The organism is Pseudoscardovia radai, assembly GCF_002259605.1.
GTDB classification, from domain to species: domain Bacteria; phylum Actinomycetota; class Actinomycetes; order Actinomycetales; family Bifidobacteriaceae; genus Pseudoscardovia; species Pseudoscardovia radai.
Window position 1 is genome coordinate 83,983 of sequence record NZ_MWWR01000003.1, and the last position, 24,058, is coordinate 108,040.

Annotated in this window: 11 protein-coding genes, 1 tRNA gene and 1 pseudogene; 10 read left to right on the forward strand and 3 right to left on the reverse strand. The window is 66.4% G+C overall.

Features of this window, described 5'->3' with window-relative positions:
- The first annotated feature begins 60 nt into the window (after positions 1 to 60).
- From PSRA_RS01545 to PSRA_RS09645, 4 genes are all read left to right on the forward strand, one after another.
- Complete coding sequence (locus PSRA_RS01545; RefSeq protein ID WP_094660106.1) at positions 61 to 861, forward strand: transglutaminase family protein; 801 nt, start codon at positions 61 to 63, stop codon at positions 859 to 861.
- Between the two features lie 109 nt (positions 862 to 970).
- Positions 971 to 1,055: transfer RNA gene (locus tag PSRA_RS09300), tRNA-Ser, on the forward strand.
- A 695-nt stretch (positions 1,056 to 1,750) separates the two neighbouring features.
- A complete protein-coding gene (locus tag PSRA_RS01550; RefSeq protein WP_245834825.1) occupies positions 1,751 to 2,917 on the forward strand; it encodes a GmrSD restriction endonuclease domain-containing protein in 1,167 nt (388 codons plus the stop codon).
- Positions 2,914 to 3,915, forward strand: a complete 1,002-nt coding sequence (locus PSRA_RS09645; protein WP_211280472.1) for a patatin-like phospholipase family protein — start codon at positions 2,914 to 2,916, stop codon at positions 3,913 to 3,915. Before PSRA_RS01550 ends, PSRA_RS09645 begins: the two co-directional genes overlap by 4 nt.
- A 34-nt stretch (positions 3,916 to 3,949) precedes the next feature.
- Here PSRA_RS09645 and amrS read toward each other — a convergent pair whose 3' ends face one another.
- Complete coding sequence (gene amrS / locus PSRA_RS01560) at positions 3,950 to 5,254, reverse strand: AmmeMemoRadiSam system radical SAM enzyme (protein WP_094660107.1); 1,305 nt, start codon at positions 5,252 to 5,254, stop codon at positions 3,950 to 3,952.
- A 929-nt stretch (positions 5,255 to 6,183) separates the two neighbouring features.
- Between amrS and rpoB the strand changes: the two genes are divergently transcribed.
- From rpoB to PSRA_RS01575, 3 genes and pseudogenes are all read left to right on the forward strand, one after another.
- Complete coding sequence (gene rpoB / locus PSRA_RS01565; protein WP_158216284.1) at positions 6,184 to 9,738, forward strand: DNA-directed RNA polymerase subunit beta; 3,555 nt, start codon at positions 6,184 to 6,186, stop codon at positions 9,736 to 9,738.
- 165 nt (positions 9,739 to 9,903) lie between these two features.
- Positions 9,904 to 13,938 (forward strand): annotated as a pseudogene (locus tag PSRA_RS01570) (DNA-directed RNA polymerase subunit beta'); the annotation flags it as partial.
- Positions 13,939 to 14,627: 689 nt separating this feature from the next.
- Positions 14,628 to 15,776, forward strand: coding sequence for a DUF559 domain-containing protein (locus tag PSRA_RS01575; protein ID WP_143516288.1), 1,149 nt, complete (start codon positions 14,628 to 14,630; stop codon positions 15,774 to 15,776).
- 841 nt (positions 15,777 to 16,617) lie between these two features.
- Here the strand turns inward: PSRA_RS01575 and PSRA_RS01580 are convergent.
- Together PSRA_RS01580 and PSRA_RS01585 are read right to left on the reverse strand one after the other, a co-directional pair.
- Positions 16,618 to 18,162: a helix-turn-helix domain-containing protein gene (locus PSRA_RS01580; protein ID WP_143516289.1), complete on the reverse strand. Its 1,545-nt coding sequence runs from the start codon at positions 18,160 to 18,162 to the stop codon at positions 16,618 to 16,620.
- Positions 18,163 to 18,248: 86 nt separating this feature from the next.
- Positions 18,249 to 18,872 (reverse strand): biotin transporter BioY, encoded by a 624-nt coding sequence (locus PSRA_RS01585; protein WP_094660112.1) that lies wholly within the window; start codon positions 18,870 to 18,872, stop codon positions 18,249 to 18,251.
- A 321-nt stretch (positions 18,873 to 19,193) separates the two neighbouring features.
- On the opposite strand from PSRA_RS01585, the gene PSRA_RS01590 reads away from it, so the two are divergent.
- The 3 genes from PSRA_RS01590 to PSRA_RS01600 all read left to right on the forward strand — a co-directional run bounded on the left by PSRA_RS01590 (position 19,194) and on the right by PSRA_RS01600 (position 23,991).
- Complete coding sequence (locus tag PSRA_RS01590) at positions 19,194 to 20,225, forward strand: biotin--[acetyl-CoA-carboxylase] ligase (RefSeq protein WP_143516290.1); 1,032 nt, start codon at positions 19,194 to 19,196, stop codon at positions 20,223 to 20,225.
- A gap of 149 nt (positions 20,226 to 20,374) precedes the next feature.
- Positions 20,375 to 22,339 carry an ATP-binding protein gene (locus PSRA_RS01595; RefSeq protein WP_211280473.1) on the forward strand — a complete coding sequence of 655 codons (1,965 nt, stop codon included), beginning with the start codon at positions 20,375 to 20,377 and terminating at the stop codon, positions 22,337 to 22,339.
- A gap of 113 nt (positions 22,340 to 22,452) precedes the next feature.
- The gene (locus PSRA_RS01600) at positions 22,453 to 23,991 is read left to right on the forward strand and encodes an acyl-CoA carboxylase subunit beta (protein WP_094660223.1); all 1,539 of its coding nucleotides are present in this window, start codon (positions 22,453 to 22,455) and stop codon (positions 23,989 to 23,991) included.
- The last annotated feature ends 67 nt before the right edge of the window (positions 23,992 to 24,058 follow it).

The following is a 24,058-nucleotide window of genomic DNA, read 5'->3' on the forward strand; positions in this document are numbered from 1 at the left end:
GGGAAGATGGGCGCTGCCCGGTGCCACCGATCCGCCGATGCGGACGCGGAAGGAGAAACCATGAAGAAGCTGGTGTTCGACTACGAGATGAAGCTGTCCTTCAGCTCGCCGGTCACCAAGCATCGTTTCCAGCTGCGTTGCGTGCCCAACACCTGCCCGCGCCAGCAGGTCATGGACGTCGACGTGCATATCGAGCCGTCCGTGGACGTCGAGACCGCCGTCGATTCCTTCGATTCCATCGTGCTCACCGGCTACATCCCGCAGCCGCATACGCAGTTCAGCTATTCGGTGCGCGGCATCGTGTTCGTCGACAACGCGAACACGCATACCGAGATGTGCAAGCCGCTGTACCGCTTCGAATCCGTGCTCACCCAGCCGGGTCCGCAGATAGAGGCGATGACGGAGACCTGCCGCCGGCGCATCTCGGCGCTTCCCGGCGATCCGTCGCCCGTCGACATGGCCGCGGAGGTCATGCACGAGGTCTATCGTGCCTTCACCTATGCCCCTGGTTCCACCACGATTCACACGACGGCCGAGCAGGCGCTGGCCCAGAGCCGCGGCGTCTGTCAGGACTACGCGCACGTCATGCTGTCGGTCTGCCGGCGCCTTGGCCTCGCCGCGCGGTATATCGCCGGGCTTCTCGGCGGCGAGGGCGCCACGCACGCGTGGGTGGAGGTCTACCACAACAGTCGTTGGATCGGGCTCGACCCGACGCACGATCGCATGGTGGACGACAACTACATCACCATCGCCCACGGTCGCGACTACCGCGACTGCATGCTCGACATCGGCACATTCATGGGCAACGACGTGCGCCAGGACCAGTGGGTCAACGCCTCCGTGCATGAACCGACCGAGTGACCGGGTGGGTCGGGCGCGCGGGTGTTCGTGGCGTCTCGGCACGTCTCGGCGCGTCGGATGGACGTTTCGCGAAAAGTGTGGCATAATGCAAAAGTTGCTTGCGCAACGTGGATGATTGTCCGAGCGGTCGAAGGAGCACGACTCGAAATCGTGTGAGGCTAACACCTCCAAGAGTTCGAATCTCTTATCATCCGCGCACGGGGTTCCGGCGGTTTCCGCCGGAACCCCTTTTCCGTCTTGGAATCCCAGTGTTCTCTAGGGGTTGCGGGATTCTCCCAGGGCGTTCCCCGTCTCGAACGTGCGTGCGTTTCGGTGCATTCTCCATGCGTCCGAGTGCGTCGATTGCGGTACATTTTGTGGACAAGTTTTCGCGGCGCGCTTTTGTCCGCTGATTCGCGATCGGGGGAGATGCAGCGAGGGCTCCGTTGGGATGGGCTTGGGCGGGTGTGGGGGCACCCGCTTTAGGCGATTTTGGCCGGGTATTTGGTGGTTTTTCTGTTGGGATGGCGTTGGGCGGGTGTGGGGGCACCCGCTGAAGGCGGTTTTGGGTTGGTTTTGGGCTGTTGGGTGGTCGGGATGGCGTTGGACGGGTGTGGGGATACCCACTTTAGACGATTTTGGGGCTTTGGGCGGGCCGGATGGGTGCTAGATGGGCTTGGGCGGGTGTGGGGATACCCATTTTGGACGATTTCGGCCGGGTATTTGGCGGTTTTTCTGTTGGGATGGCGTTGGGCGGGTGTGGGGGCACCCATTTTGGACGATTTCGGCCGCTGGCATCGGGTCCGCCGACGCTCCGGGCGCGAGCAAGGACGGCATCGTGGCATAATTCGTGAAATAGGGCACCATAGCGTGCCATTCGATATGCGTGAAACGAAGGTCGGCGGCGAAGATGGCCGGACGGCAGACGAAGAAGACGGGAACATCGTCGAAAGGTGACGGAACCATGCTGCACAGCAAGAAATTCTGGATTGCGGTCCTCGCATTCCTCCTGCTCATCGCCATCCCACAATGCTCCGGCGGCACCAAATCCGACACCCAGCCAACCGCCGAGGCCAGCGCCTCCTCATCGTCCCCGGAATCGTCAGAACCGACGGACACCGCGTCGTCAAGCACACCCGCTCCCGCCGACACCGACACCGCCACAACCGACGCCGCACCGGCACCTGAGAACACGGCCGCTGCCGCATCCGGCGACGCGGCGCAGGGCACGCTCGCCACAACCGTGCTCGACGCGCTGCCCGTCAAGGGACGCGCACCGAAAACCGGCTATTCGCGCGACCAATTCGGCCAGGCGTGGAGCGACGTCGACCACAACGGCTGCGACACGCGCAACGACATCCTCAAACGCGACATGACGAACGTCACCTTCAAATCCGGCACCCACGATTGCGTGGTGCTCACGGGAACGCTCGACGACCCCTACACCGGCACCACCATCCAGTTCCAGCGCGGACAGGGGACGTCGACCGCCGTGCAGATCGATCACGTGGTGGCCCTCTCGGACGCCTGGCAGACGGGCGCCCAGCAGCTGAGCTCCGACCAGCGCCTCCAGCTGGCGAACGATCCGTATAACCTGCTCGCCGTGGACGGGCCGGCGAACGAGCAGAAATCCGATAGTGACGCCGCGTCGTGGCTGCCGAGCAACACGGCGTTCCGCTGCGAGTACGTGGCGCGGCAGATCGGCGTAAAAAGCAAGTATTCGCTGTGGGTGACGCAGGGCGAGAAATCGGCCATGCAGACCGTGCTGTCCAGCTGCCCCACGCAGACGGTTCCGACGGACGGCGGCGTGTCGCAGGGCGCGAAGGTGGCGACGGCGGCGGCCGCGCAGAATTCCACGGCGCAGGCATCGTCCGGTTCGGGGTCCGGGTCGAATTCCGGTGCGGCCGCGGCGCAGCAGCCGGCGCAGACCGCCGATTCCGGCAGCTCCGACGTGTACTACGGCAGCTGCTCTGATGTGCGCGCGGCGGGCAAGGCGCCGCTGTACGCCGGCCAGCCGGGGTATCGGTCGGGACTTGACAGGGATCACGACGGCGTGGCCTGCGAGGCGAAGAAATGACAGGTGGCGATAGGGCGAGCGGCGCCACGATGTCCGGCGCCACGATGCCGCACGATGCCGCCGCCCGCCCCGTCGCGGCGCAACCGCCCGCCCCGCGCATAGGCCTCGTGCTCGAAGGCGGTGCCATGCGCGGCATGTTCACCGCCGGCGTGCTCGATGTGCTGATGCGCGCCCGCGTGGAATGCGACGCGATGATCGGCGTCTCGGCGGGAGCCGCACTGGGCTGCAACTACAAGTCGCGCCAGATCGGCAGGGCGCTGCGCTACAACAAGCGTTTCTGCGCCGACCCGCGCTACGCCGGCGTGCGCTCGTGGCTCACCACCGGAGACATCTACAGCGTCAAGTTCGCCTACGGCGTGGTGCCGTTCCGCGCCGACCCGATGGATGAGCGCGCCTTCGCCGCCGATCCCATGGAGTTCTGGTGCGTCGCCACCGACGCGGCCACCGGCGAACCGGCCTACCGGTGCATGAGGCACGCCATCGACATGCCTTTCGTTCGCGCCTCGGCCTCGATCCCCATCGCCTCGCGCCCGGTCGAGATCGACGGCCGGCGCTATGTGGACGGCGGCGTGAGCGACCCGGTGCCGCTGGAATTCTTCGAAAAACAAGGCTACGCGCGCACCATCGTGGTGCTTACGCAGCCCGACGACTACCGCAAGACGCCGCTGCCGCATATGCGCGCGATCCGCCTCGCCCTGCACCGCTACCCGCACCTGGCGGAGGCCATCGAACGGCGCCCCGGCATGTATAACCGCGAAATCGACTATGTGCGCGAGCGCGAGAAGGCGGGCGCCGCGCTGGTTATCCGCCCAGCGGAATCCCTGAATATCGGCGCACTGTGCAAGGATCCGTCGGAGCTGCAAAGGGTCTACGATTGCGGCGTACGCGAGGCGACGAAGGCGTTGCCGCGAGTGCTCGGTTTCGTGGGGGAAGAGCATGTGGGCCGCCACGATGTGCCGTATACCACGCGCATCATTCCGCCCCAGCGCAATCTCTAGTGCGCGGTGCGTGCCGCGCCGCCATGCCGGGACGCTAGCGCCAGACGCCGGGAATCGCCTCGCCGCATGACGGGCAGCGTGCGTATTGCACGGCGGTGGAATCGTGGAGTATGCCGTGTATCCCGCCGCCCGACAGCCTGTCGAGCGTCACGCGGAACCAATCGCGCACAACCAGCGCCTCGCCGCACGCGGGGCAGAACGTCGTGGACCCCTCGGCGTCGCGCACATTGCCCGTGTACACGAAGCGCAGCCCCTCGCTTATCGCGATGCGCCGCGCTCGCGTCAGCGTGTCCGGCGGCGTGGGCGGCACGTCCATCATGCGGAAATCCGGGTGGAACGCGGAGAAATGCAGCGGCACGTCGCGGCCTACGTGGTCGCGGATCCACGCGCATTCGGCGTGCAGCTGCGCATCATCGTCGTTGAAGCCGGGGATGAGCAGCGTCGTGAGCTCCACCCAGCAGCCGGGCGCCGCGCATGCTATCTCGATTGTGCGCAGCACGTCGCCCAGGCGCGTGCCCGTGACGCGGCGGTAGAAGCTTTCGTCGAATCCCTTGAGGTCGATATTCGCCGCGTCCATATGCGCGTAGAAGTCGGTTGCGGCCCGCTCGGCCATGTAACCGGCCGTCACGGCCACCGGATGCACGCCGCGCTCGCGGCACGCGTCGGCCGTGTCGATGGCGTATTCGGCGAACACGATGGGGTCGTTGTATGTGAACGCCACGCTGCGCGCGCCCCGGCTCGCCGCGGCGGAGGCGATGTCGGCGGGGGAGGCGTGCGATCCGAGGCGGGCCCAGCTACGCGCGGCGGAGAGCTCCCAGTTCTGGCAGAAACGGCATGCGCTGTTGCAGCCGGCCGTGCCGAAGCTCAGCGCAGTCGAGCCGGGGAGGAAGTGGTTCAGCGGCTTCTTCTCGATGGGGTCGATGGCGAAGCCGGAGCTCACGCCGTAGGTGTCGCAGTGGATGAGGCCGTCGTCGTGGCACGAGCGCACGAAGCATGCGCCGCGCTGCCCCGGTGCGAGGCGGCAGTGCCGCGGGCACACGTCGCATATGGCGCGTAGGAGGGGCGGCGTGGGGTGCGTGGAGGGTGCGGGGGCGAGGTCGGTGGCCGGGCACGGCGCGGTTGGTGCGGCGGTTGGGCACGGCGGGGCGGCAGCCGCGGTGGGGTCAGCAGTTGCAGCGGGTTTCTCGCGATGCTGCCATCGGCCGACCGTGGGATCCGGGATGACGCCTGTGGTTTCCGCAATCTGCGGGGTTTCTGGGATTCCCCGGTTGTTTGAGATACCGTGTGGGGTTTGTGCGGTGCCTTGGTTGTCCGGCGTCGGATTGTTCTGGTGAATCATCGTCGATCCTTCCCATCGTGCATACCTCGACGATACCGCGCCGCCGCGCGCCGTGTTTGTGCCTTCGGCGGATGTCGCGGCACCCACTTTGGGCGGCTTCGGGCTGGTTTTGGGCTGTTGGGCGGACTGAATGGCGTTCGGCGGGTGTGGGGGCACCCGTTTAAGGCGGTTTTGGGTTGATTTTGCCTTGGTGAGGTGGTGTTTTGGGTTTCGGCGGGTGTGGCGGCACCCGTTTAAGACGATTTTGGGTCGGTTTTGGGCTGGTGGGCGGTCGAAATGGCGTTCGGCGGGTGCGACGGCACCCGCCGAAGGTGGTTTTAGTGGGCTTAGGGTGGGTTTCGGGGTCGAGATGGCGTTCGGCGGGTGTGGGGGCACCCACTTTGGACGATTTCGGGGTGCTGGCTGGAGGTCTTCCTGCCGGGATGGGCTTCGGTGGGTGTGGGAATACCCGTTTAAGACGGTTTTGGGTTGGTTTTGCCTTGGTGAGGTGGTGTTTTGGGTTTCGGCGGGTGTGGGGATACCCGCCGAAGGCGATTTTGGCTGGGTTAGGGTGGGTTTTGGGCGCTAGATGGGCTTCGGCTGGTGTGGGGGCACCCACTTTGGGCGGTTTCGGGGTGCTGGCTGGAGGTTTTCCGGCCGGGATGGCGTTCGGCGGGTGTGGCGGCACACATCGAACGGCATGCCTCTCCACGGCGGGAAAATCGTGGAAATTCGCGGAAAACACGACGCGCAGGACTTGCGCGACACGCCGACGAGTGCTAGCCTTGACATGTTTTGTGGCATTTGTCATATGGCGGGCATGTGTCATGGGGGCGCCCGCAGAGCATATGGCGGTTGTGCGGGCGCCTGCAAGGTCGGCGGCCGGTTCTTGCAATCGGCGCGTCGATACCACGGATTGACAACACAGCGAAAGCAAGGAACCAAGCATTTTGGCTGCTCAGACTAATGAAAACGTCACCGCCGTCCAGGCGCGCGCCGATGAACATGACATCGAGCTGCGCAAGGCGTCCGATCGCGTGAATTTCGGCTCGATTCGCGAGCCCATCGATGTTCCCTATCTCCTTGGCGTGCAGACCGACAGCTTCGACTGGCTTATCGGCAATGAGCGCTGGCAGAAGCGCGTCGAGGAGGACGAGAAGAACGGCACCTTCACCGTTCCGCGCACGTCCGGCCTCGCCGAGGTCTTCGAGGAGATCTCCCCGATCGAGAACTTCACCCAGACGATGTCCCTGTCCTTCTCCGACCCGTACTTCGAGCCCGCCCGCCATTCCGTGGCGCAGTGCAAGGAGAAGGACTACACCTACGCGGCCCCGCTGTACGTGAACGCCGAGTTCTACAACAAGGAGACCGGCGAGATCAAGAGCCAGACCGTGTTCATGGGCGACTTCCCGCTCCAGACCGAGCACGGCACTTTCATCATCGGCGGTACCGAGCGCGTCATCGTGTCGCAGCTCGTGCGTTCCCCGGGCGTGTACTTCGACCGCACCCGCGACCGCAACTCCGACAAGGAGGTCTTCGGCGCGAAGATCATCCCGAGCCGCGGCGCATGGCTTGAGTTCGAGATCGACAAGCGCGACGTGCTCGGCGTGCGTGTCGACCGCCGCCGCAAGCAGTCGGCTGTCGTGTTCCTCGAGGCCATCGGCATGACCCGCGAGCAGATCGCCCAGGAGTTCCAGGGCTACCCGCTCGTGCTCGACGCCCTCGACAAGGAGACCATCGACAACCAGGACGACGCGCTCGTCGACCTGTACCGCAAGATCCGCCCGGGCGACCAGGCCACCCCGGAGGCCGGCCGTTCGCTGCTCGACTCCTTCTACTTCAACACCAAGCGCTACGATCTGGCGCGCGTGGGCCGCTACAAGGTCAACCGCAAGCTCGGCCTCGACACCGACTACAACGACCGCAGCCTGCACCTCGAGGACATCGTCGCCACGATCAAGTACCTCGAGACCCTCCACGACGGCGGCGAGACCTTCCACGGCACCCGCGACGGCGAGGACATCGAGCTGCGCGTGGACGTGGACGATATCGATCACTTCGGCAACCGCCGCATCCGCCAGGTGGGCGAGCTCGTGCAGAACCAGATCCGCACCGGCCTGTCCCGCATGGAGCGCGTCGTGCGCGAGCGCATGACGACGCAGGACCCGGGCTCCATCACGCCGCAGTCCCTGATCAACATCCGCCCGGTGGCGGCCGCGATCAAGGAGTTCTTCGGAACGTCGCAGCTCTCGCAGTTCATGGACCAGAACAACCCGCTGGCCGGCATCACGAACAAGCGTCGTCTGTCCGCCCTTGGCCCCGGCGGCCTGTCGCGCGACCGCGCCTCCATGGAGGTGCGCGACGTGCACCCGTCCCACTTCGGCCGTATGTGCCCGATCGAATCCCCGGAAGGCCCGAACATCGGCCTTATCGGCTCCCTCGCGACCTTCGGCCGCGTGAACCCGTTCGGCTTCATCGAGACGCCGTACCGCAAGGTCGTCGACGGCCAGGTGACCAATGACGTGGTGTACATGACCGCCGACCAGGAGGCCGGCCACGTCATCGCCCAGGCCAACCAGGAGCTCGACGAGAACGGCCACTTCGTCAACGACACCGCCCTTGTGCGAGACGACCACGCCGAGGCCGAGGATGTGCCCGTCAGCCAGGTGGATTACATGGACGTCTCCCCGCGCCAGATGGTGTCGGTGGGCGCCTCGCTTATCCCGTTCCTCGAGCACGATGAGGGCCACCGAGCGCTCATGGGTGCGAACATGCAGCGCCAGGCCGTGCCGCTTATCGAGTCGCAGCGTCCGCTCGTCGGCACCGGCGGCGAATGGCGCGCCGCCGTGGATTCCGGCGACGTGGTGCTGTCCGACAACGATGGCGTCGTGACGTATGTCTCCGCCGACGTGATCCGCGTGATGAACGACGACGGCACCGAGTCCAAGTACCATCTGGCCAAGTTCCAGCGCTCGAACCAGACGACCTGCTATAACCAGGTGCCGGTCGTCAAGAAGGGCGACCGCGTGGAGAAGGGCTCCGTCCTGGCCGACGGCCCCGCCACCGAGCAGGGCGAGATGGCTCTCGGCAAGAACCTCCTCATCGCGTTCATGCCGTGGAACGGCTACAACTACGAGGACGCCGTCATCATCAACCAGCGCCTCGTGAAGGAAGACACGCTGTCCTCCATCCACATCGAGGAGTACGAGATCGACGCCCGAGACACCAAGCTCGGCCCCGAGGAGATCACGCGCGACCTGCCGAACGTCGGCGAGGACGCGCTGGCGAACCTCGACGAGCGCGGCATCGTGCGCATCGGCGCCGAGGTCAAGGCCGGCGACATCCTCGTGGGCAAGGTCACGCCGAAGGGCGAGACCGAGCTGACCCCGGAGGAGCGCCTGCTGCGCGCCATCTTCGGCGAGAAGTCGAAGGAAGTGCGTGACTCGTCCCTGCGCGTGCCGCACGGCGAGACCGGCGTCGTCATCTCCGTCAAGGAGATCACGAAGGAGGCCGCGCAGTCCGACGGCGACGAGCTGCCGAACGGCGTCAACGACCAGATCCGTGTGTACATCGCGCAGCATCGTAAGATCACCCAGGGCGACAAGCTCTCGGGCCGCCACGGCAACAAGGGCGTTATCTCGCGCATCCTGCCGGAGGAGGACATGCCGTTCCTCGCCGACGGTACGCCGATCGACATCATGCTCAACCCGCTGGGCGTGCCGAGCCGAATGAACCTGGGCCAGGTGCTCGAGCTGCACCTGGGCTGGATCGCCCATGCCGGCTGGGATATCTCCCTCGACCCCGACCTCGAGGCCGAGTGGAAGAAGCACGTCCCGCACGGCGCCGAGAAGGGCGCCCCGGGCACCCCGGTGGCCACGCCTGTGTTCGACGGCGTGCGTCCGGACGTGATCAAGGGCCTGCTCAGCACCACGCTGCCCGACCGCGACGGCAACAAGCTCGTCGGCCCCGACGGCAAGGCGCAGCTGTTCGACGGCCGCACCGGCGAGCCGTTCCCGAAGCCGATCTCCGTGGGCTACATGTACATGCTGAAGCTGCACCACCTCGTGGATGACAAGATCCACGCCCGCTCCACCGGCCCGTACTCGATGATCACCCAGCAGCCGCTGGGCGGCAAGGCGCAGTTCGGCGGCCAGCGTTTCGGCGAGATGGAGGTGTGGGCCCTCGAGGCCTACGGCGCGGCTTACACGCTGCACGAGATGATGACCGTCAAGTCCGACGATGTCGACGGCCGCGTGCGCGTGTACGGAGCCATCGTGAAGGGCCAGAACCTGCCGCCGGCAGGCATCCCGGAGTCCTTCAAGGTGCTTCTCAAGGAAATGCAGTCCCTTGCACTGAACGTGGAGGTGCTGAACGCCGAGGGCCAGCCGATCGACATGAAGGACGAAGACGACGATCCCGCCTCGTCCTCCAACGACCTGGGCTTCAACATCAGCGCCCGTCCGAACTCGGACACCAGCGCCCCGACCGACGACGTCGATTTCTGACGCCTGTCCGGAACCGATGCACGCCGGCGCACACGCGCCGGCACGCACCGAGAACGGCGCATAGTCTGACGGCATACAGCCGGACGGCATGGGGCGGCGCACACCGCCGCCCCTTCGCCCCGGCATCACGAAACGTTTGAAAGCAACACAAAGACAGGACATCAAGTGCTGGACGTTAATGAATTTGACAAGCTGAAGATCGGTCTGGCCACCGCCGACGATATCCGCAGCTGGAGCTACGGCGAGGTCAAGAAGCCCGAGACGATCAACTACCGCACGCTCAAGCCGGAGCGCGACGGCCTGTTCGGCGAGCAGATCTTCGGACCGACCCGCGACTGGGAGTGCGCGTGCGGCAAGTACAAGCGCGTGCGCTTCAAGGGCATCGTGTGCGAGCGCTGCGGCGTCGAAGTGACCCGCTCCCGCGTGCGCCGCGAGCGCATGGGCCACATCGAGCTGGCCGCGCCCGTCACGCATATCTGGTTCTTCAAGGGCGTGCCGAGCCGTCTGGGTTATCTGCTCGACATCTCCCCGAAGGACCTCGAGAAGGTCATCTACTTCGCCGCGTACATGGTGACGGCCGTCGACGAAGAGATGCGCCACCAGGACCTCCCGGACCTCCAGGAGGAGCACGAGGCCGAGATCAACGCCCTCTCCCATAAGCGCGACCTCGAGATCGACGCCCGCGCCAAGAAGGTGGCCGAGGACCTCGCCCAGATCGAGCAGATGGAGGGCGGCGCCAAGTCGGCCGCCAAGTCCAAGCTGCGCAACAGCGCCGAGCGCGAGATGAAGTCCATCCGCCAGAAGTACGATGACCAGATTGCGCGCCTCAACGCCGTCTGGGATCGCTTCAAGACCCTCAAGCCGGGCGACATGGAGGGCGACGTCGACCTGTGGAACGAGATGAAGGACCGCTACGGCGATTACTTCGAGGGTTGCATGGGCGCCGAGGCCATCAAGAAGCGCCTCGAGGACTTCGACCTGCAGGCCGCGGCCACGGAGCTGCGCGAGATCATCAAGTCCGGCTCCAACCAGCGCACGGCCCGCGCCCTGAAGCGCCTCAAGGTGATCAACGCCTTCATCAAGACGGGCACGAGCCCGACCGCGATGGTGCTCGACGTGATCCCGGTCATCCCGCCGGACCTGCGCCCGATGGTGCAGCTCGACGGCGGCCGCTTCGCGACCTCCGACCTCAACGACCTGTATCGTCGCGTCATCAACCGCAACAACCGCCTCAAGCGCCTCCTCGAGCTCAACGCCCCGGAGATCATGCTCAACAACGAGAAGCGCATGCTGCAGGAGGCCGTCGACTCCCTGTTCGACAACGGCCGCCGCGGCCGCGCCGTGACGGGCGCCTCCAACCGTCCGCTCAAGTCGCTGTCCGACATGCTCAAGGGCAAGCAGGGCCGCTTCCGCCAGAACCTTCTGGGCAAGCGCGTGGACTACTCGGGCCGCTCCGTCATCGTCGTCGGTCCGTCGCTGCGCATGCACCAGTGCGGCCTGCCCAAGCCGATGGCGCTCGAGCTGTTCAAGCCCTTCGTCATCAAGCGCCTCGTCGACCTCAACTACGCGCAGAACCCGCGCAGCGCCGGCCGTCTCGTCGATCGCGCCGACTCCGTGGTGTGGGGCGTGCTCGAGGACGTCATCTCCGAGCACCCCGTCCTGCTCAACCGCGCGCCGACCCTGCACCGCCTCGGCATCCAGGCCTTCGAGCCGATCCTCGTCGAGGGCAAGGCCATCCACCTGCCGCCGCTTGCCTGCGCCGCGTTCAACGCGGACTTCGACGGCGACCAGATGGCCGTGCACCTTCCGCTGAGCGCTGAGGCGCAGGCGGAGGCCCGCTCCCTCATGATGGCGTCCGACAACATCCTGAAGCCGGCTGACGGCCACACCGTCACCATGCCGTCCCAGGACATGATCCTCGGCCTGTACTTCCTGAGCACCGTCATCGACGGCGCCAAGGGGCAGGGCCATGTGTTCGGCTCCCTCGAGGAGGCGCGCATGGCGCTCGACCGCCACGACATCGACATCCAGGCGCGCATCCTCCTGCGCGTGCCGTCCGACTTCGTGCTGCCGGAAGGCTGGGAGCCGAGCGAGATCAAGGTGGTCGACCCGCTTCCGGGCGAGCCTGACACCGTGCACGAGGAGCGTTTCTCCGACGGCACGATCCTCTTCGCCACGTCCTACGGTCGCATGCTGTTCAACTCCACGCTGCCGGTGGACTACCCGTTCGTCAACGAGCAGGTTCCGAAGGGCAAGCTCTCGGGAATCGTCGACGACATCGCCGCGCGTTATTCCACGCAGCAGGTGGCCGCGACGCTCGACGCCCTCAAGGACCTCGGCTTCACGCGCGCCCAGTGGTCCGGCGTCACGATGGCGTTCTCCGACATCGTGGCCCCGCCGGAGCACAAGCAGATCGTCGACGGCTACGAGAAGCAGGCCGCGAAGGTCAACAACCAGTACGACATGGGTCTTCTGACCGAGGAGGAGCGCCGCCAGGAGCTCATCAACCTCTGGACCGAGTGCACCGACAAGGTGGCCGAGGCCATGCAGAAGCACTTCACCCCGGACAACAACGTGAACATCATGGTCACGTCGGGTGCGCGAGGCAACTGGATGCAGATTCGCCAGATCGCGGGTATGCGAGGCCTCGTGGCCAACCCGAAGGGCGAGATCATCCCCCGCCCGGTGAAGTCCAACTACCGCGACGGCCTGTCCGTGCTCGAGTACTTCATCTCGCAGCACGGCGCCCGCAAGGGCCTGGCGGATACCGCTCTGCGTACCGCCGAGTCTGGCTACCTGACCCGTCGACTCGTCGACGTGTCCCAGGACGTCATCGTGCGCGAGGAGGACTGCGGCACCAAGAAGGGCCTCAAGATCCGCGTGGCGGAGCGTGACGAAGAGGGCAATCTCGTGCTTGTGCGCAACGCCGACGGCGGCCCGTACTCCCGCATGCTCGCGGAGGACGTGCTCGACCCGACTACCGGCGAGGTGCTCTACAAGCGCGGCGACGCCCTGAGCATGGATGTGCTCAAGGACCTCGTGGCGCACGGCGTGGAGTTCGTCAAGGCCCGCTCCGTGCTGACCTGCGAGTCCAAGCGCGGCGTGTGCGCCATGTGCTACGGCTGGTCGCTGGCCACCAACCAGCTCGTCGACATTGGCGAGGCCGTGGGTATCGTGGCCGCCCAGTCCATCGGCGAGCCGGGTACGCAGCTGACCCTGCGTTCCTTCCACTCCGGTGGCGTGGCGTCGGCCTCCGATATCACCCAGGGTCTTCCGCGTGTCACCGAGCTTTTCGAGGCACGTACCCCGAAGGGCGAGGCGCCGATCACCGAGTTCCCGGGCACCGTGGAAATCATCGACGAGGAAGGCAACGCCCGCGAGGTGGTGCTGCATCCCGACGATGCCACCGTCAACGAGGGCAAGCCGATCGTGTACCAGGTCACCCGCCGCGCGCCGCTGCTCGTCAAGAACGGCCAGCACGTCTCCGAGGGCACGCAGCTCATCGAGGGTTCCGTGGATCCGAAGAAGATCCTGCGCATCCTCGGCCCGCGCGCCGCGACCGTCAACATCGTGGAGGAGGTGCACAACGTGTACCGCTCCCAGGGCGTCGACATCCACGACAAGCACATCGAGGTCATCGTGCACCAGATGATCCGCCGCGACACCGTGCTCGATTCGGGCGACTCCGACCTGCTGCCGGGCCAGCTCATCGACCACGCGCGCTTCCGCGAGCTCAACCGTGCGCTCGCCAAGGCCGGCAAGAAGCCGGCGCAGGCGCGTCCGGAGCTCATGGGCATTACCAAGGCGTCGCTCGCCACGGATTCCTGGCTGTCCGCCGCCTCCTTCCAGGAGACGACGCGCGTGCTCACCGAGGCCGCGCTCAGCCAGAAGGTGGACGACCTCAAGGGCCTCAAGGAGAACGTCATCATCGGCAAGCTCATCCCGGCCGGTACGGGCCTGGCGCGTTACCGCAACGCCAAGGTCGAGCCGGACAAGGCGATCCGCGACACCATCTTCCCGAACTTCGGTCTGGATGGCGGCGAGGACGGCGAGCTCGGCCTCGACGACGGCATGAAGATGGACTTCTCCGACGTCGATTTCGGCGACCTGAGCCTCGGCGACGACTTCAACCCGGATGATTTCCTCAACGGGCTTTCCGGCGAGGGGTCGAACGAGACCGTGCTCGACTTCGGTGACGATTCGGGCGCCGATGGTGCTTCGGATGGCGCGGATGGCGCGGCGTCGGATGGCGCTTCGGCCGGTGCCGGTGCCGCGGGTTCGGCCGCGGATACCGATGCCGATGGCGACACCGACGCGCAGGAGCTCGCCGATTCCGACGATGGCTCCGACGCGGCCGACGGCTTCCAGATCGGCGACGGCGACACCCCGCTGCCCGGTGATGATGATGCCGACGGCGAGTGAAGTTGAGTGACGTTCCGCACGCGTGAGGTTTCGCGCGTGAGTGCGGATAAGCGCGGGTGTGCGTGAGCCGGAAGGCTTGCGCCGCTTTGCACGAGTCGCCACGATAGGGCCGCTGACACTGCTCCAGCAGTGCCAGCGGCCTTTTCCGTGCTGGGGAGGGTGCGGGGGAGGGCTGTTTTGGCGTTGGGTGGGTGTGGTGGCACCCGTTTAAGGCGATTTCGGGCCTTGGGCGGACGTTTTTCCGGTTGAGATGGCGTTGGGTGGGTGTGGTGGCACCCGTTTAAGGCGATTTCGGGCCTTGGATGGACGATTTCCTGGCCGAGATGGCGTTAGGCGGGTGTGGTGGCACCCGCTTAAGGCGATTTTGGGCCAGGCGGTGAGCGGGTAGGGGAGTGGGAAGCAGCGGCGGATCGAAATGACGATTGGGCCTCGCTCAGAGCGAACGCGACGCGCCGAGCGGGAGCATCGTGGAACCTGTCAATGCATGGCTCGCAGACGCCGACCACAACGGGAGAATCGTGGAGGAAGGGCGCGGCTTTCCGCGGCTTTCAACCGACGCCTGCCAAACGCAACCTCCGATCGCCGCCTGTCAAGTACGAATTTCGAAGCGCGGCCTCCCGCGGATTGCGCGCGATGCCCGATATGGTCGAAACATGTCAGACAACGAAACCACAGACCTGAGCCATCTCCTACGCGCGGACCGTTCGATTCCGATGTCGACGAAATCGCGGTTGATCGCGCACGATGCCATGCGTCGCTGCGCCGAGCTGCAGCAACGCTGCCGGACCCCGCTGCTTTTCGGCGGAACCACGTCCCTGCGCGTGCACGGAATCGACGTGCCCACCGCCCTGGAGGACGAGCCGATCACCGTCGTGTACACAAGCGACAAATCTCGGCACCGCATTGCCGATGCGCAAGGCTTCCAATGGCAGCATCCGGTGCGGTTTGTCATCAAGGAGGGGCTGCGGGTTGTGTCGCCCGAAACCGCGTGGTTGATGCTCGCCCACCGTTTGGAGCCGATTGACGTGGTGGCGCTTGGCGACGCGCTGATGCGCCGGCATCGGGAGCTCCAACGCACCACGCTCGAGCAGTTGCGCGAGGACGTGGGGAAATTCACTGTGGCCACACACCAACTGGGCATGCGCATGCCGCGCGGGTTCGACGCTTGCCTCGACGCGCTCGATGTGATGCGCGAGGGCACGGACTCCATGCCGGAGTCCACAATGCGGCTGACGCTTATGATGTGGGGGCTGCCATGCCCTGAGGTGAATCCAGCGATTGGCGTGGCGGCGGCCGGGAGGGACGCGCCGGCGCGGCGGTATTTCGCGGATTGTGCGTATCCGGATCTGAAGCTCATGGTGGAATACGACGGCAAGCACCACGAGGACCGCTGGGAGAAGGACCTGCGGCGCCTGGATGACCTCGCGGCGGCGGGGTGGACGCGGGTCGGCGCGTCGCACGAGGATTTCCGTGACGAGCAGTCGGCCCGTGAATTTGCGCAGCGGGTGGCGCAGAGAATGACGATGCTGTCCGGGCGGCGCGTGGAGGTGAGCGGTCCGTTGACGATTCACAAGCTCGCCGTGCGTGCGCGCCGTCAGGCGCGTGGGGCGAGGTGAGGAGTGAGTTGGGGTGGGGTTGCGGTGGTGGTGGGGGTAGGCGATTTGGTGTTGGGCGGGTGTGGTGACACCCGCTTAAGGCGGTTTGGTATTGGTTTTGCCTCGCTGGGGGCTGTTTTGGTGTTCGGCGGGTGTGGGAATACACACTTAAGACGATTTCGGGTGGTCTGGGTGGGTTTTCCGGCGTGGAATGGCGTTAAGTGGGTGTGGTGGCACCCGTTTAAGGCGGTTTGGGGCTTTGGGCGGACGATTTTCCGGTTGAGATGGCGTTAGGCGGGTGTGGTGGCACCCGCCTAAGGCGATTTTTGGGCCTTGGGTGGACGATTTCCTGGCCGAGATGGCGTTAGGCGGGTGTGGGAATACACACTTAAGACGATTTCGGGTGGTCTGGGTGGGTTTTCCGGCGTGGAATGGCGTTAAGTGGGTGTGGTGGCACCCGTTTAAGGCGGTTTGGGGCTTTGGGCGGACGATTTTCCGGTTGAGATGGCGTTAGGCGGGTGTGGTGGCACCCGCCTAAGGCGATTTTTGGGCCTTGGGTGGACGATTTCCTGGCCGAGATGGCGTTAGGCGGGTGTGGGAATACACACTTAAGACGATTTCGGGCGGTTGGGGTGGGTTTCCCGGCGTGGAATGGCGTTAGGCGGGTGTGGTGGCACCCACTTTGGGCGGTTTCGGGCGGTTTCCGACGATTTTCCGGCTGGGATGGGCTTCGGCGGGTGTGGTGGCACCCACTTTGGGCGATTTGAGGTGGGTTTGACTGTCGTGAGTGGCTGTTTTGGCGTTAGGCGGGTGTGGTGGCACCCGCCTAACACGATTTCCCGCCCGGAACCGCCGCCCATCCTCACAGATCGGGGTTGGAGTCCTTGCACATGCCGATTTTCAGGGCGGTGAGCAGCACATAGGCCTCGCGCGGGTCGGTCGGGTCCCAACCGGTGAGGTCCACGGAGCGACGCAGGCGGTATCGCACGGTGTTGGGGTGCACCGACAGCTGCTGCGCTGTTTTGTCAAGCGACCCGCCGTTGAACAGGTAGAGCTTCACGGTTTCGAGCATGACGTTCTTCTCGTCGGGCTGTTTCAGCGTCTGGTAGATCCCTTCATACAGCTCGCGCCGCGCGTCGGCGTCCCCGAATAGCGCGCGCTCGGGCAGTACGTCATCGCTCGACAGCGGCCGCGGACAGTCGGCAATCGTGACGGCGGCATAATAACCGTTCAGCGCCGCGCGCATCGTGGCGGACGCCCCGTCGAAACCCTGCCGCACCGGCCCCATGCATACCGCGCTGTCGGCGTCGAACAGAGGCAGCGCCAGACGCGTGAGCGAGTCGAGCGTGATGCGCTCGTCGGCAGAGGCGCGCGCCGTGCCGAGCACGAGGTCGTAGGCATTGGGAAGGGTACCCGACGGCGGCATCGTGCTGGGTGGCATCGTGGTGTCAGACGATTCGCCCGCCGTTTCCGCGGATGCCTGTCTGCCGGACGTCAGGTTTTTCGCCAGCTCCTGGCTGTATTTCGCCGAATGGTCCGGGTCCACCGAGGGAATCGTCTGCTCGGGGGAGCCGAAAAGCGTCACAAGCAGGTCGCGGTGCCGCGACATGCACACATACCCGCCCATCGACGACACGCGCCTGCGCAGCCGGTCCTGTTGCATGCCCGCGCGCAGGTCGCCACGGGCGTCGGGCTTGCCCACGAACGCCACGGAATACGTCTGCGGCGTCCACTGGAACGACGCCATGCGCGCCTGCAGCGCCTGCCCGGTGTCGCCCATGAGCAGCGATTCCACCACGAAGGCCTCGTCGCGCGCATCCCATGTGCCGCGCACCTCGGCCGCGTTCGCGTACACCTCGGCCGCGGAGAACGCCACGGAGCGCGAGTAGATCAGCGCCGCGTCCATCAGGTCTTGCTGCACGGTGCTGTTGTTGGAGAGCATGTCGAGGTTCTCGGTGATGACGTCGACGATGACGCGCGTGGCGTCGAGCGTCTGCGACAGCTTGATGGAGCGCATGAATTCGACGGGCGCCACGAAGAAAATATGGTCTGTGTTGATCGGCGCATGCTCCTGTGGGGAGACGTAGGTGCCGACCCAGTCGACGAAGCCGTGGACGGCGGCCTCGAACACGCGGTGGAGAAGGGCCTTGTCGGAATCCGAGAGGTCGGCGTACCAGTCGGTCTGCGCGGTCAGACGATTTTCGGAGATCTCGAGGCACCTCACCACCGCGGTTTTGATCTTGGCCTCGTCGGCGGTGACGAGAGGGATGCCCGGGCCGCCTGTCAGCGCTGGTCCGTCGCTGGGCGCGGCGGCTGAGTGCGCGGCGGCGGAGCGGACGGGGCGCTTCTTGCGCGCGGTGTTCTGCGGCTCGGCGTCCTGTGGGGTTGCGTCATGTGCCATGGTCATGCCGTCCATTGTAGAAGCCGGCCCGCGGAGCAATGGGCTTCGCGGGCCGGCAGGGTTACTGTTCGGGGGTACGTGTCTGTGCACCCTTACTTGCGCGCCGTGCGGGCTCCGGTGACGAGCAGCGTGGCGGTGACGGCCTTGATAATGTCACCGACGAAGAACACGCTGGATGCGGCGGCCAGGGCGCGGATGTCGACGCCGGTCACAAGCGACTGCACGGTGACGCCCACTGCGAAGGGCACGAGGATGCAGCCGAGCGTGCAGGCCACGAGGGAGCGCAGGGTGTCGAGCCACAGCGGGCGACGCAAGGAACGGCGCGAATCGGCGGACGGCGCGAGCAGCGCCGTGACGATGATGGCGGGCACGAAGCCGAACAGGAAGCCGGCGCTCGGGCCGATCAGCGCCGCGGTGGATGCGCCGCCGGAGAAGACGGGCGCGCCGCATGCGCCGATTACGAGATACAGCAGTGCGCCGGCGCCCGCCTCGACGGGGCTCATCGTGAGTCCGGCGATCATGAGCACGAAGGTCTGCAGCGTGATGCCGACGACGGTGCCGGGCACGGGGATGCGCCCAACGCCCGCGGCCGCGCACATAAGGACGGCGAGCGCGATGATGCGCAGGGCGGTGGCGGCGCGGTGCGATGCGGTGCTGTGAGTGAGGGCGGCGGTCTCGGTGGCGCTGGCGGCGTCGGAACGGATGGGTGCTGACATGCTTCCTCTTTTCTGCTGGTCGGCTTGCTGCCGGTGGGCTTTCGGCCATGCGTATCCCGATGCTCCCGTCGACGCGGGCGCCGGAACGATTGGCGTATGTCACAGACCGCCGGCGGCAGAGAAGGGATTCTTTGTACGAATCTACAAAAAGAATCGGGGCTGGAACTCCACTCCATCCCGGAAACATCGTGATTTCAAGGCAGTTCCACATGCTAACAACAGGCCTGCGCGATTCTTTTGTACGAACCGACAAAATATCGGTTGCTTCTTTGTGGTCCATGTCACCGGCCGGAGAAGCGGGCGGGGCGTATTTTCACGTATGTGCAATCTCAAACGAACAACACGCTGCCCGACCCGGCGCGATATGTGGACCGGCTCGTCATGCTGCCGACGGTGGGTTCGACGAACACCCGCGCGCGCGAGCTGTTCGCCGCCGGTGTTCTCGCTGCCCCGGAGCCGTTCCCGCTGGACCTGCTGCTGGCCGACGAGCAGACGGCGGGCCGCGGCCGCATCGGCCGCACGTGGACGAGCGGGCCGCGTACCTCGTTCCTGAGCTCCTTTGTCTACCGTGTGCCGCGCGCCGTCGTGTCGGGCCGCCTCGGCGGATGGCTCACGACGATGGCGGGCGTGGAGGCCGTGGAGACGCTGCGAGGAATCGTGCGCGATGCCGCGGGGGAACAGGCCGCGCGCCATGTCGGCCTCGCCTGGCCCAACGACGTGTATTGGGACGACGGCAAGCTGGGCGGCATCCTCACCGAGGCCGTGCCCGCCGGCGACATCGTGGCGTCCGACGATTCTGTGTCCGACGATTTCGTGTCCGACGATTCCGCAATCGACGATGAGTCCGTCGTCATCGTGGTCGGCATCGGGCTCAACCTGTTCCTCGACGCGCAGCCCACGCCGATCGCCACCTCGCTGCACCGCCATGTGCAAGGCTTGCCGGATTTCGACACGCTGCGCCGGGCCATCGCGGCCGGCATCGCGCGCGGAATGCGCCGCGACATGACGCGGCTCGTCGAATCGTCGCGCCTGGAGCCGCCGAGCGTTCCGCAGGATTTCCCCGATCGCGCCGAAGCCCTGAGCCGCACCCTCGGGCGCCGCGTCGAAGTGACGCTTCCCGACGGCACGCGCATCCGCGGGCGGGCCGAAGGCATTCTGCCGACCGCCGCACTGCTGGTCGCCCGGGACGACGGCGGCAGCACGGAGGTCACCGCCGGCGACGTCGGCATGCTTCCGGCACGCATGGATGGCGCGGCGGCGGCGACGTCGAGCGGCGCGGCAGGCGGAACAGCGCGCCGTCGCCCCGTAAGCGGCCCGTGCCTGCGGCATATCGACGATGACGCCGCGTCATGAACCACTGTGGAGCCGCGCCATCGTGGAGCAATGGCACTGTTGAGCAATAGCACTATGGAGCCGCACCACACGCCGACCTCGAATGCGCCGGCCCGGAACACGCAGGCCCCGCACAATCTGTAGAGAAACCACACACCAAAGGGAGACGAATGACCATCGAAACATCCGAACCCAGCGCCACCACCGGCGAGGAAGCCGCCCCGAAGCGCCGTCCCGTCGTGCGCCCGCGCCACCCGCTGACGCATATCGGCAAGCTGCTCGTCGCCAACCGCGGCGAGATCGCGTTGCGCGTCATCCGCACGGCGCGCGAAATGGGCATCGCCACGGTCGCCGTGTACTCGGAATCCGACCGCGACGCGCCGTTTGCGTCCGCCGCCGACGAGGCCTACCGCCTGCCCGGGGACACCTACGCCGAGACCTACCTCAACCAGTCGCTGATCATCGACGTGGCGCGTCGTTCCGGCGCCGACGCCGTGCACCCGGGCTACGGATTCCTCTCAGAGGTGCCGGACTTCGCGCGCGCCGTCATCGACGCCGGCCTCGTGTGGGTGGGCCCCGACCCCGAGGTTCTTGTGGACCTGGGCGACAAGATCACGGCCCGCCGCTTCGCCGAACGCGCCGACGTGCCGCCCGTGCCCGGCATCTCCGAGCCGGTCACAGACATCGCCACGCTGCTGCGCTTCTCGCACGAATACGGGTATCCGGTGATGCTCAAGCGCACCGACGGGGGCGGCGGACACGGCATCACCGTGGTGCGCGACGACGACGGCCTGCGCTCGTTCTTCATGAGCCACGACGCCCTGCAAGGAGGCGACCTGGGGCGCTATTTCATCGAGAAATTCGTGGCGAAGTCGCGCCATGTGGAGACCCAGTGCGGCCGCGACAGCCACGGCAACTTCACCGTGTACTCGACGCGCGACTGCTCGGTGCAGCGCCGCAACCAGAAACTCATCGAGGAGGCGCCGGCGCCGTTCCTGACCGAGAAGGAGAACGCCCGCCTCGTGACATATTCGCGCCGCCTGTTCGAAGCCGCGAAATACGTGGGGCTCGGCACCTGCGAGTTCATGCTCACGCCAACGGCCGACATCTACTTCCTCGAGGTGAACCCTCGCCTGCAGGTGGAGCACACGGTGAGCGAGGAGGTCAGCGGCATCGACCTCGTGCGCGAGCAGCTCACGATCGCCGACGGCGGCACACTGACCCAGGCGCCGGCGCCGCGCGGCCACAGCTTCGAACTGCGCATCACCAGCGAGGATCCGGAACGCAACCTGACGCCGGGCGCCGGCACGATCTCGGCGCTGCGCCTGCCATCCGGCCCGGGCGTGCGCGTGGACTTCGGCGTGAGAGAAGGAAGCGTCATCTCGCCGAAATTCGATTCCATGATGGGCAAGATCATCGTGACGGCGCAGGACCGCGACGCCGCGATCGCCCGCGTGCTGCGCGCGCTCGGCGAGTTCTCCCTCGAGGGAGTGCCCACGCCGTGCGCCCTGTTCGACACGATTTTCCGCGACCCCGATTTCGTCGGCGACGGCACGGACTTCGCCGTCACCACCAAGTGGCTCGAGGGCAAGTACCTCGTCAAGAAGCCGGCGAGTTCCAAGGCCGGACAGCCCGCCTCGCTGACCGAGGGGCTCGACACGGCTCCCACCGAGGTGGAGCCGACGCGCGAATCCTTCGTGTTCGAGGTCAACGACAAACGCGTGGAGGTCACGATTCCCGAGGAGTTCATCGGCGCGCTCGGCGCGAAGGGCCGCGCCCAGCGCAGCCGCGTGCAGCCGCTGCGCGGCGCCGGCATCCAGGTGCGCGAGCAGCGCGCCAACGGCGGCGGTCTGCATGACGGCAACATCTGCTCGCCGATGCAGGCCGTGGTCACGCGCGTCAACGTGGCCGCGGGGCAGGAGGTCGGCAAGGGCGACCTGCTCGTGGTGCTCGAGTCCATGAAGATGGAGAACTACGTGTACGCGCCGGCCAAGGGCACCGTCACCGACATCCTCGTGGGACCGTCCGACGGCGTGGAGGCGGGCGATCCGCTCGTCTCCTTCGATGTGGCGGGTGCGGCGGATACGGCTGCGAAGAAGAAGCAGCCGAAGACGGCGAAGGAGGAGGGCAAGTGACCGCAATCCAGGAGCGAATCGTGAACGAGAACGGCGCGCGGAAAGCCGCCGACGGCGTGCGCATCCCCGACCCGGCGGGCCCCGGCGCCTACGGGCAGGGCCGCCGCCAGCCCATGCGCCAGGACCTCGCGCGTGCCGCGGAGCTTGCGAAGGCCGCGGAGGACCACGCGCGCGAACGCCAGCATCCCAAGGGCAAGCTCACGGCGCGTGAACGCCTCGACCTGCTTTTCGACTCCGGCACCTTCCAGGAGATCGGTCGCTTCGCCGGCGGAAACATCGGCCACGATGTGCCCGGCGCCGCCGTCGTCACCGGATTCGGCGAGGTGTGGGGCCGCAAGGTAGCCGTCTACGCCCAGGACTTCTCCGTCAAGGGCGGCTCCATGGGCGTGGCCGAGGGTGACAAGATCTGCCACCTCATGGACATGGCCATCGAGCTCAAGGTGCCGATCGTGGCCATCGTGGACTCGGGCGGCGCACGCATCCAGGAGGGCGTCGCGGCCCTGACCCAGTACGGACGCATCTTCCGCAAGACCTGCGAGGCGTCCGGCCTCGTGCCGCAGATCTCGCTGATCCTGGGGCCCTGCGCGGGCGGCGCCGTGTACTGCCCGGCGCTGACCGACATCATCATCATGACGCGCGAGAACTCGTATATGTTCGTCACCGGACCCGACGTGGTCAAGGCATCGACCGGCGAGCGAATCTCCATGGAGGAGCTCGGCGGCGGCTACGTGCACAACGCCACGAGCGGCGTGGCCCACTACCTGGGCGAGGACGAGCCCGACGCCATCGACTACGCGCGCACCGTGCTCGCGTACCTGCCCGAGAACAGCGACTCGCTGCCGCCCGTCTACGCGTACGGCGCCGGGCATGCCGAGGACGTGGCGGCGCGCCGCATCGGCACCATCGTGCCGCAGAACGACCGTCAGCCCTACGATGTGGTGGACGTGATCCGCTGCATCGTCGACTACGGGGAGCTCGTGCAGGTGCAGGAGCTGTTCGCGCCCTCCGCGGTGGTCGGCTTCGCCTGCGTGGCCGGCCAGCCCGTGGGCATCGTGGCGGACCAGCCGTGCCAGCTCGCCGGCAGCCTCGACGTGGATTCCTCGGAGAAGGTGGCGCGTTTCGTGCGCATGTGCGACGCGTTCAACCTGCCCGTCATCACGCTCGTGGACGTGCCGGGCTACAAGCCGGGAAGCGACCAGGAGCACGCCGGCATCATCCGCCGCGGCGCGAAGGTGATCTACGCCTACGCCAACGCGCAGGTGCCGCTGATCACGGTGATCCTGCGCAAGGCCTTCGGCGGCGCGTATATCGTGCTCGGATCCAAGGCCATCGGCGCGGATTTCAACTTCGCGTGGCCGAATTCGCAGATCGCCGTGCTCGGCGCGCAGGGAGCCGTGAACATCATCCACCGCAAGGAGCTGCGCAAGGCGCGCGAGCAGGGGCCCGAGGCCGAGGAGCGGCTGCGCTCCGAGCTCGTGGCGCAGTACGAGGCCGAGACCGTGAACGCGAATCTCTCGCTGGAGACCGGGCAGATCGACGCGATGATCGACCCCGAGCAGACGCGCGACGTCATCATCCGCTCGCTGTCCGTGCTGCGCGGCAAGCAGCGCCGCCGTCCGACGACGCGCCACCACGGCAACCAGCCGCTGTGACGCCGGCGGCTTCCCTACGATTTTCCGAACGAACAACACACCATCACGCACAACCAGATACATCACC

What these genes read in the sequence shown, in the direction of transcription:
- PSRA_RS01545 (WP_094660106.1), top strand. Translation starts at nt 61, where the DNA reads ATGAAGAAGCTGGTGTTCGACTACGAGATGAAGCTGTCCTTCAGCTCG.
- PSRA_RS01550 (WP_245834825.1), top strand. Translation starts at nt 1,751, where the DNA reads ATGGCCGGACGGCAGACGAAGAAGACGGGAACATCGTCGAAAGGTGAC.
- PSRA_RS09645 (WP_211280472.1), top strand. Translation starts at nt 2,914, where the DNA reads ATGACAGGTGGCGATAGGGCGAGCGGCGCCACGATGTCCGGCGCCACG.
- amrS (WP_094660107.1), bottom strand. Translation starts at nt 5,254, where the DNA reads ATGATTCACCAGAACAATCCGACGCCGGACAACCAAGGCACCGCACAA.
- PSRA_RS01580 (WP_143516289.1), bottom strand. Translation starts at nt 18,162, where the DNA reads ATGACCATGGCACATGACGCAACCCCACAGGACGCCGAGCCGCAGAAC.
- PSRA_RS01585 (WP_094660112.1), bottom strand. Translation starts at nt 18,872, where the DNA reads ATGTCAGCACCCATCCGTTCCGACGCCGCCAGCGCCACCGAGACCGCC.
- PSRA_RS01595 (WP_211280473.1), top strand. Translation starts at nt 20,375, where the DNA reads ATGACCATCGAAACATCCGAACCCAGCGCCACCACCGGCGAGGAAGCC.
- PSRA_RS01600 (WP_094660223.1), top strand. Translation starts at nt 22,453, where the DNA reads ATGCGCCAGGACCTCGCGCGTGCCGCGGAGCTTGCGAAGGCCGCGGAG.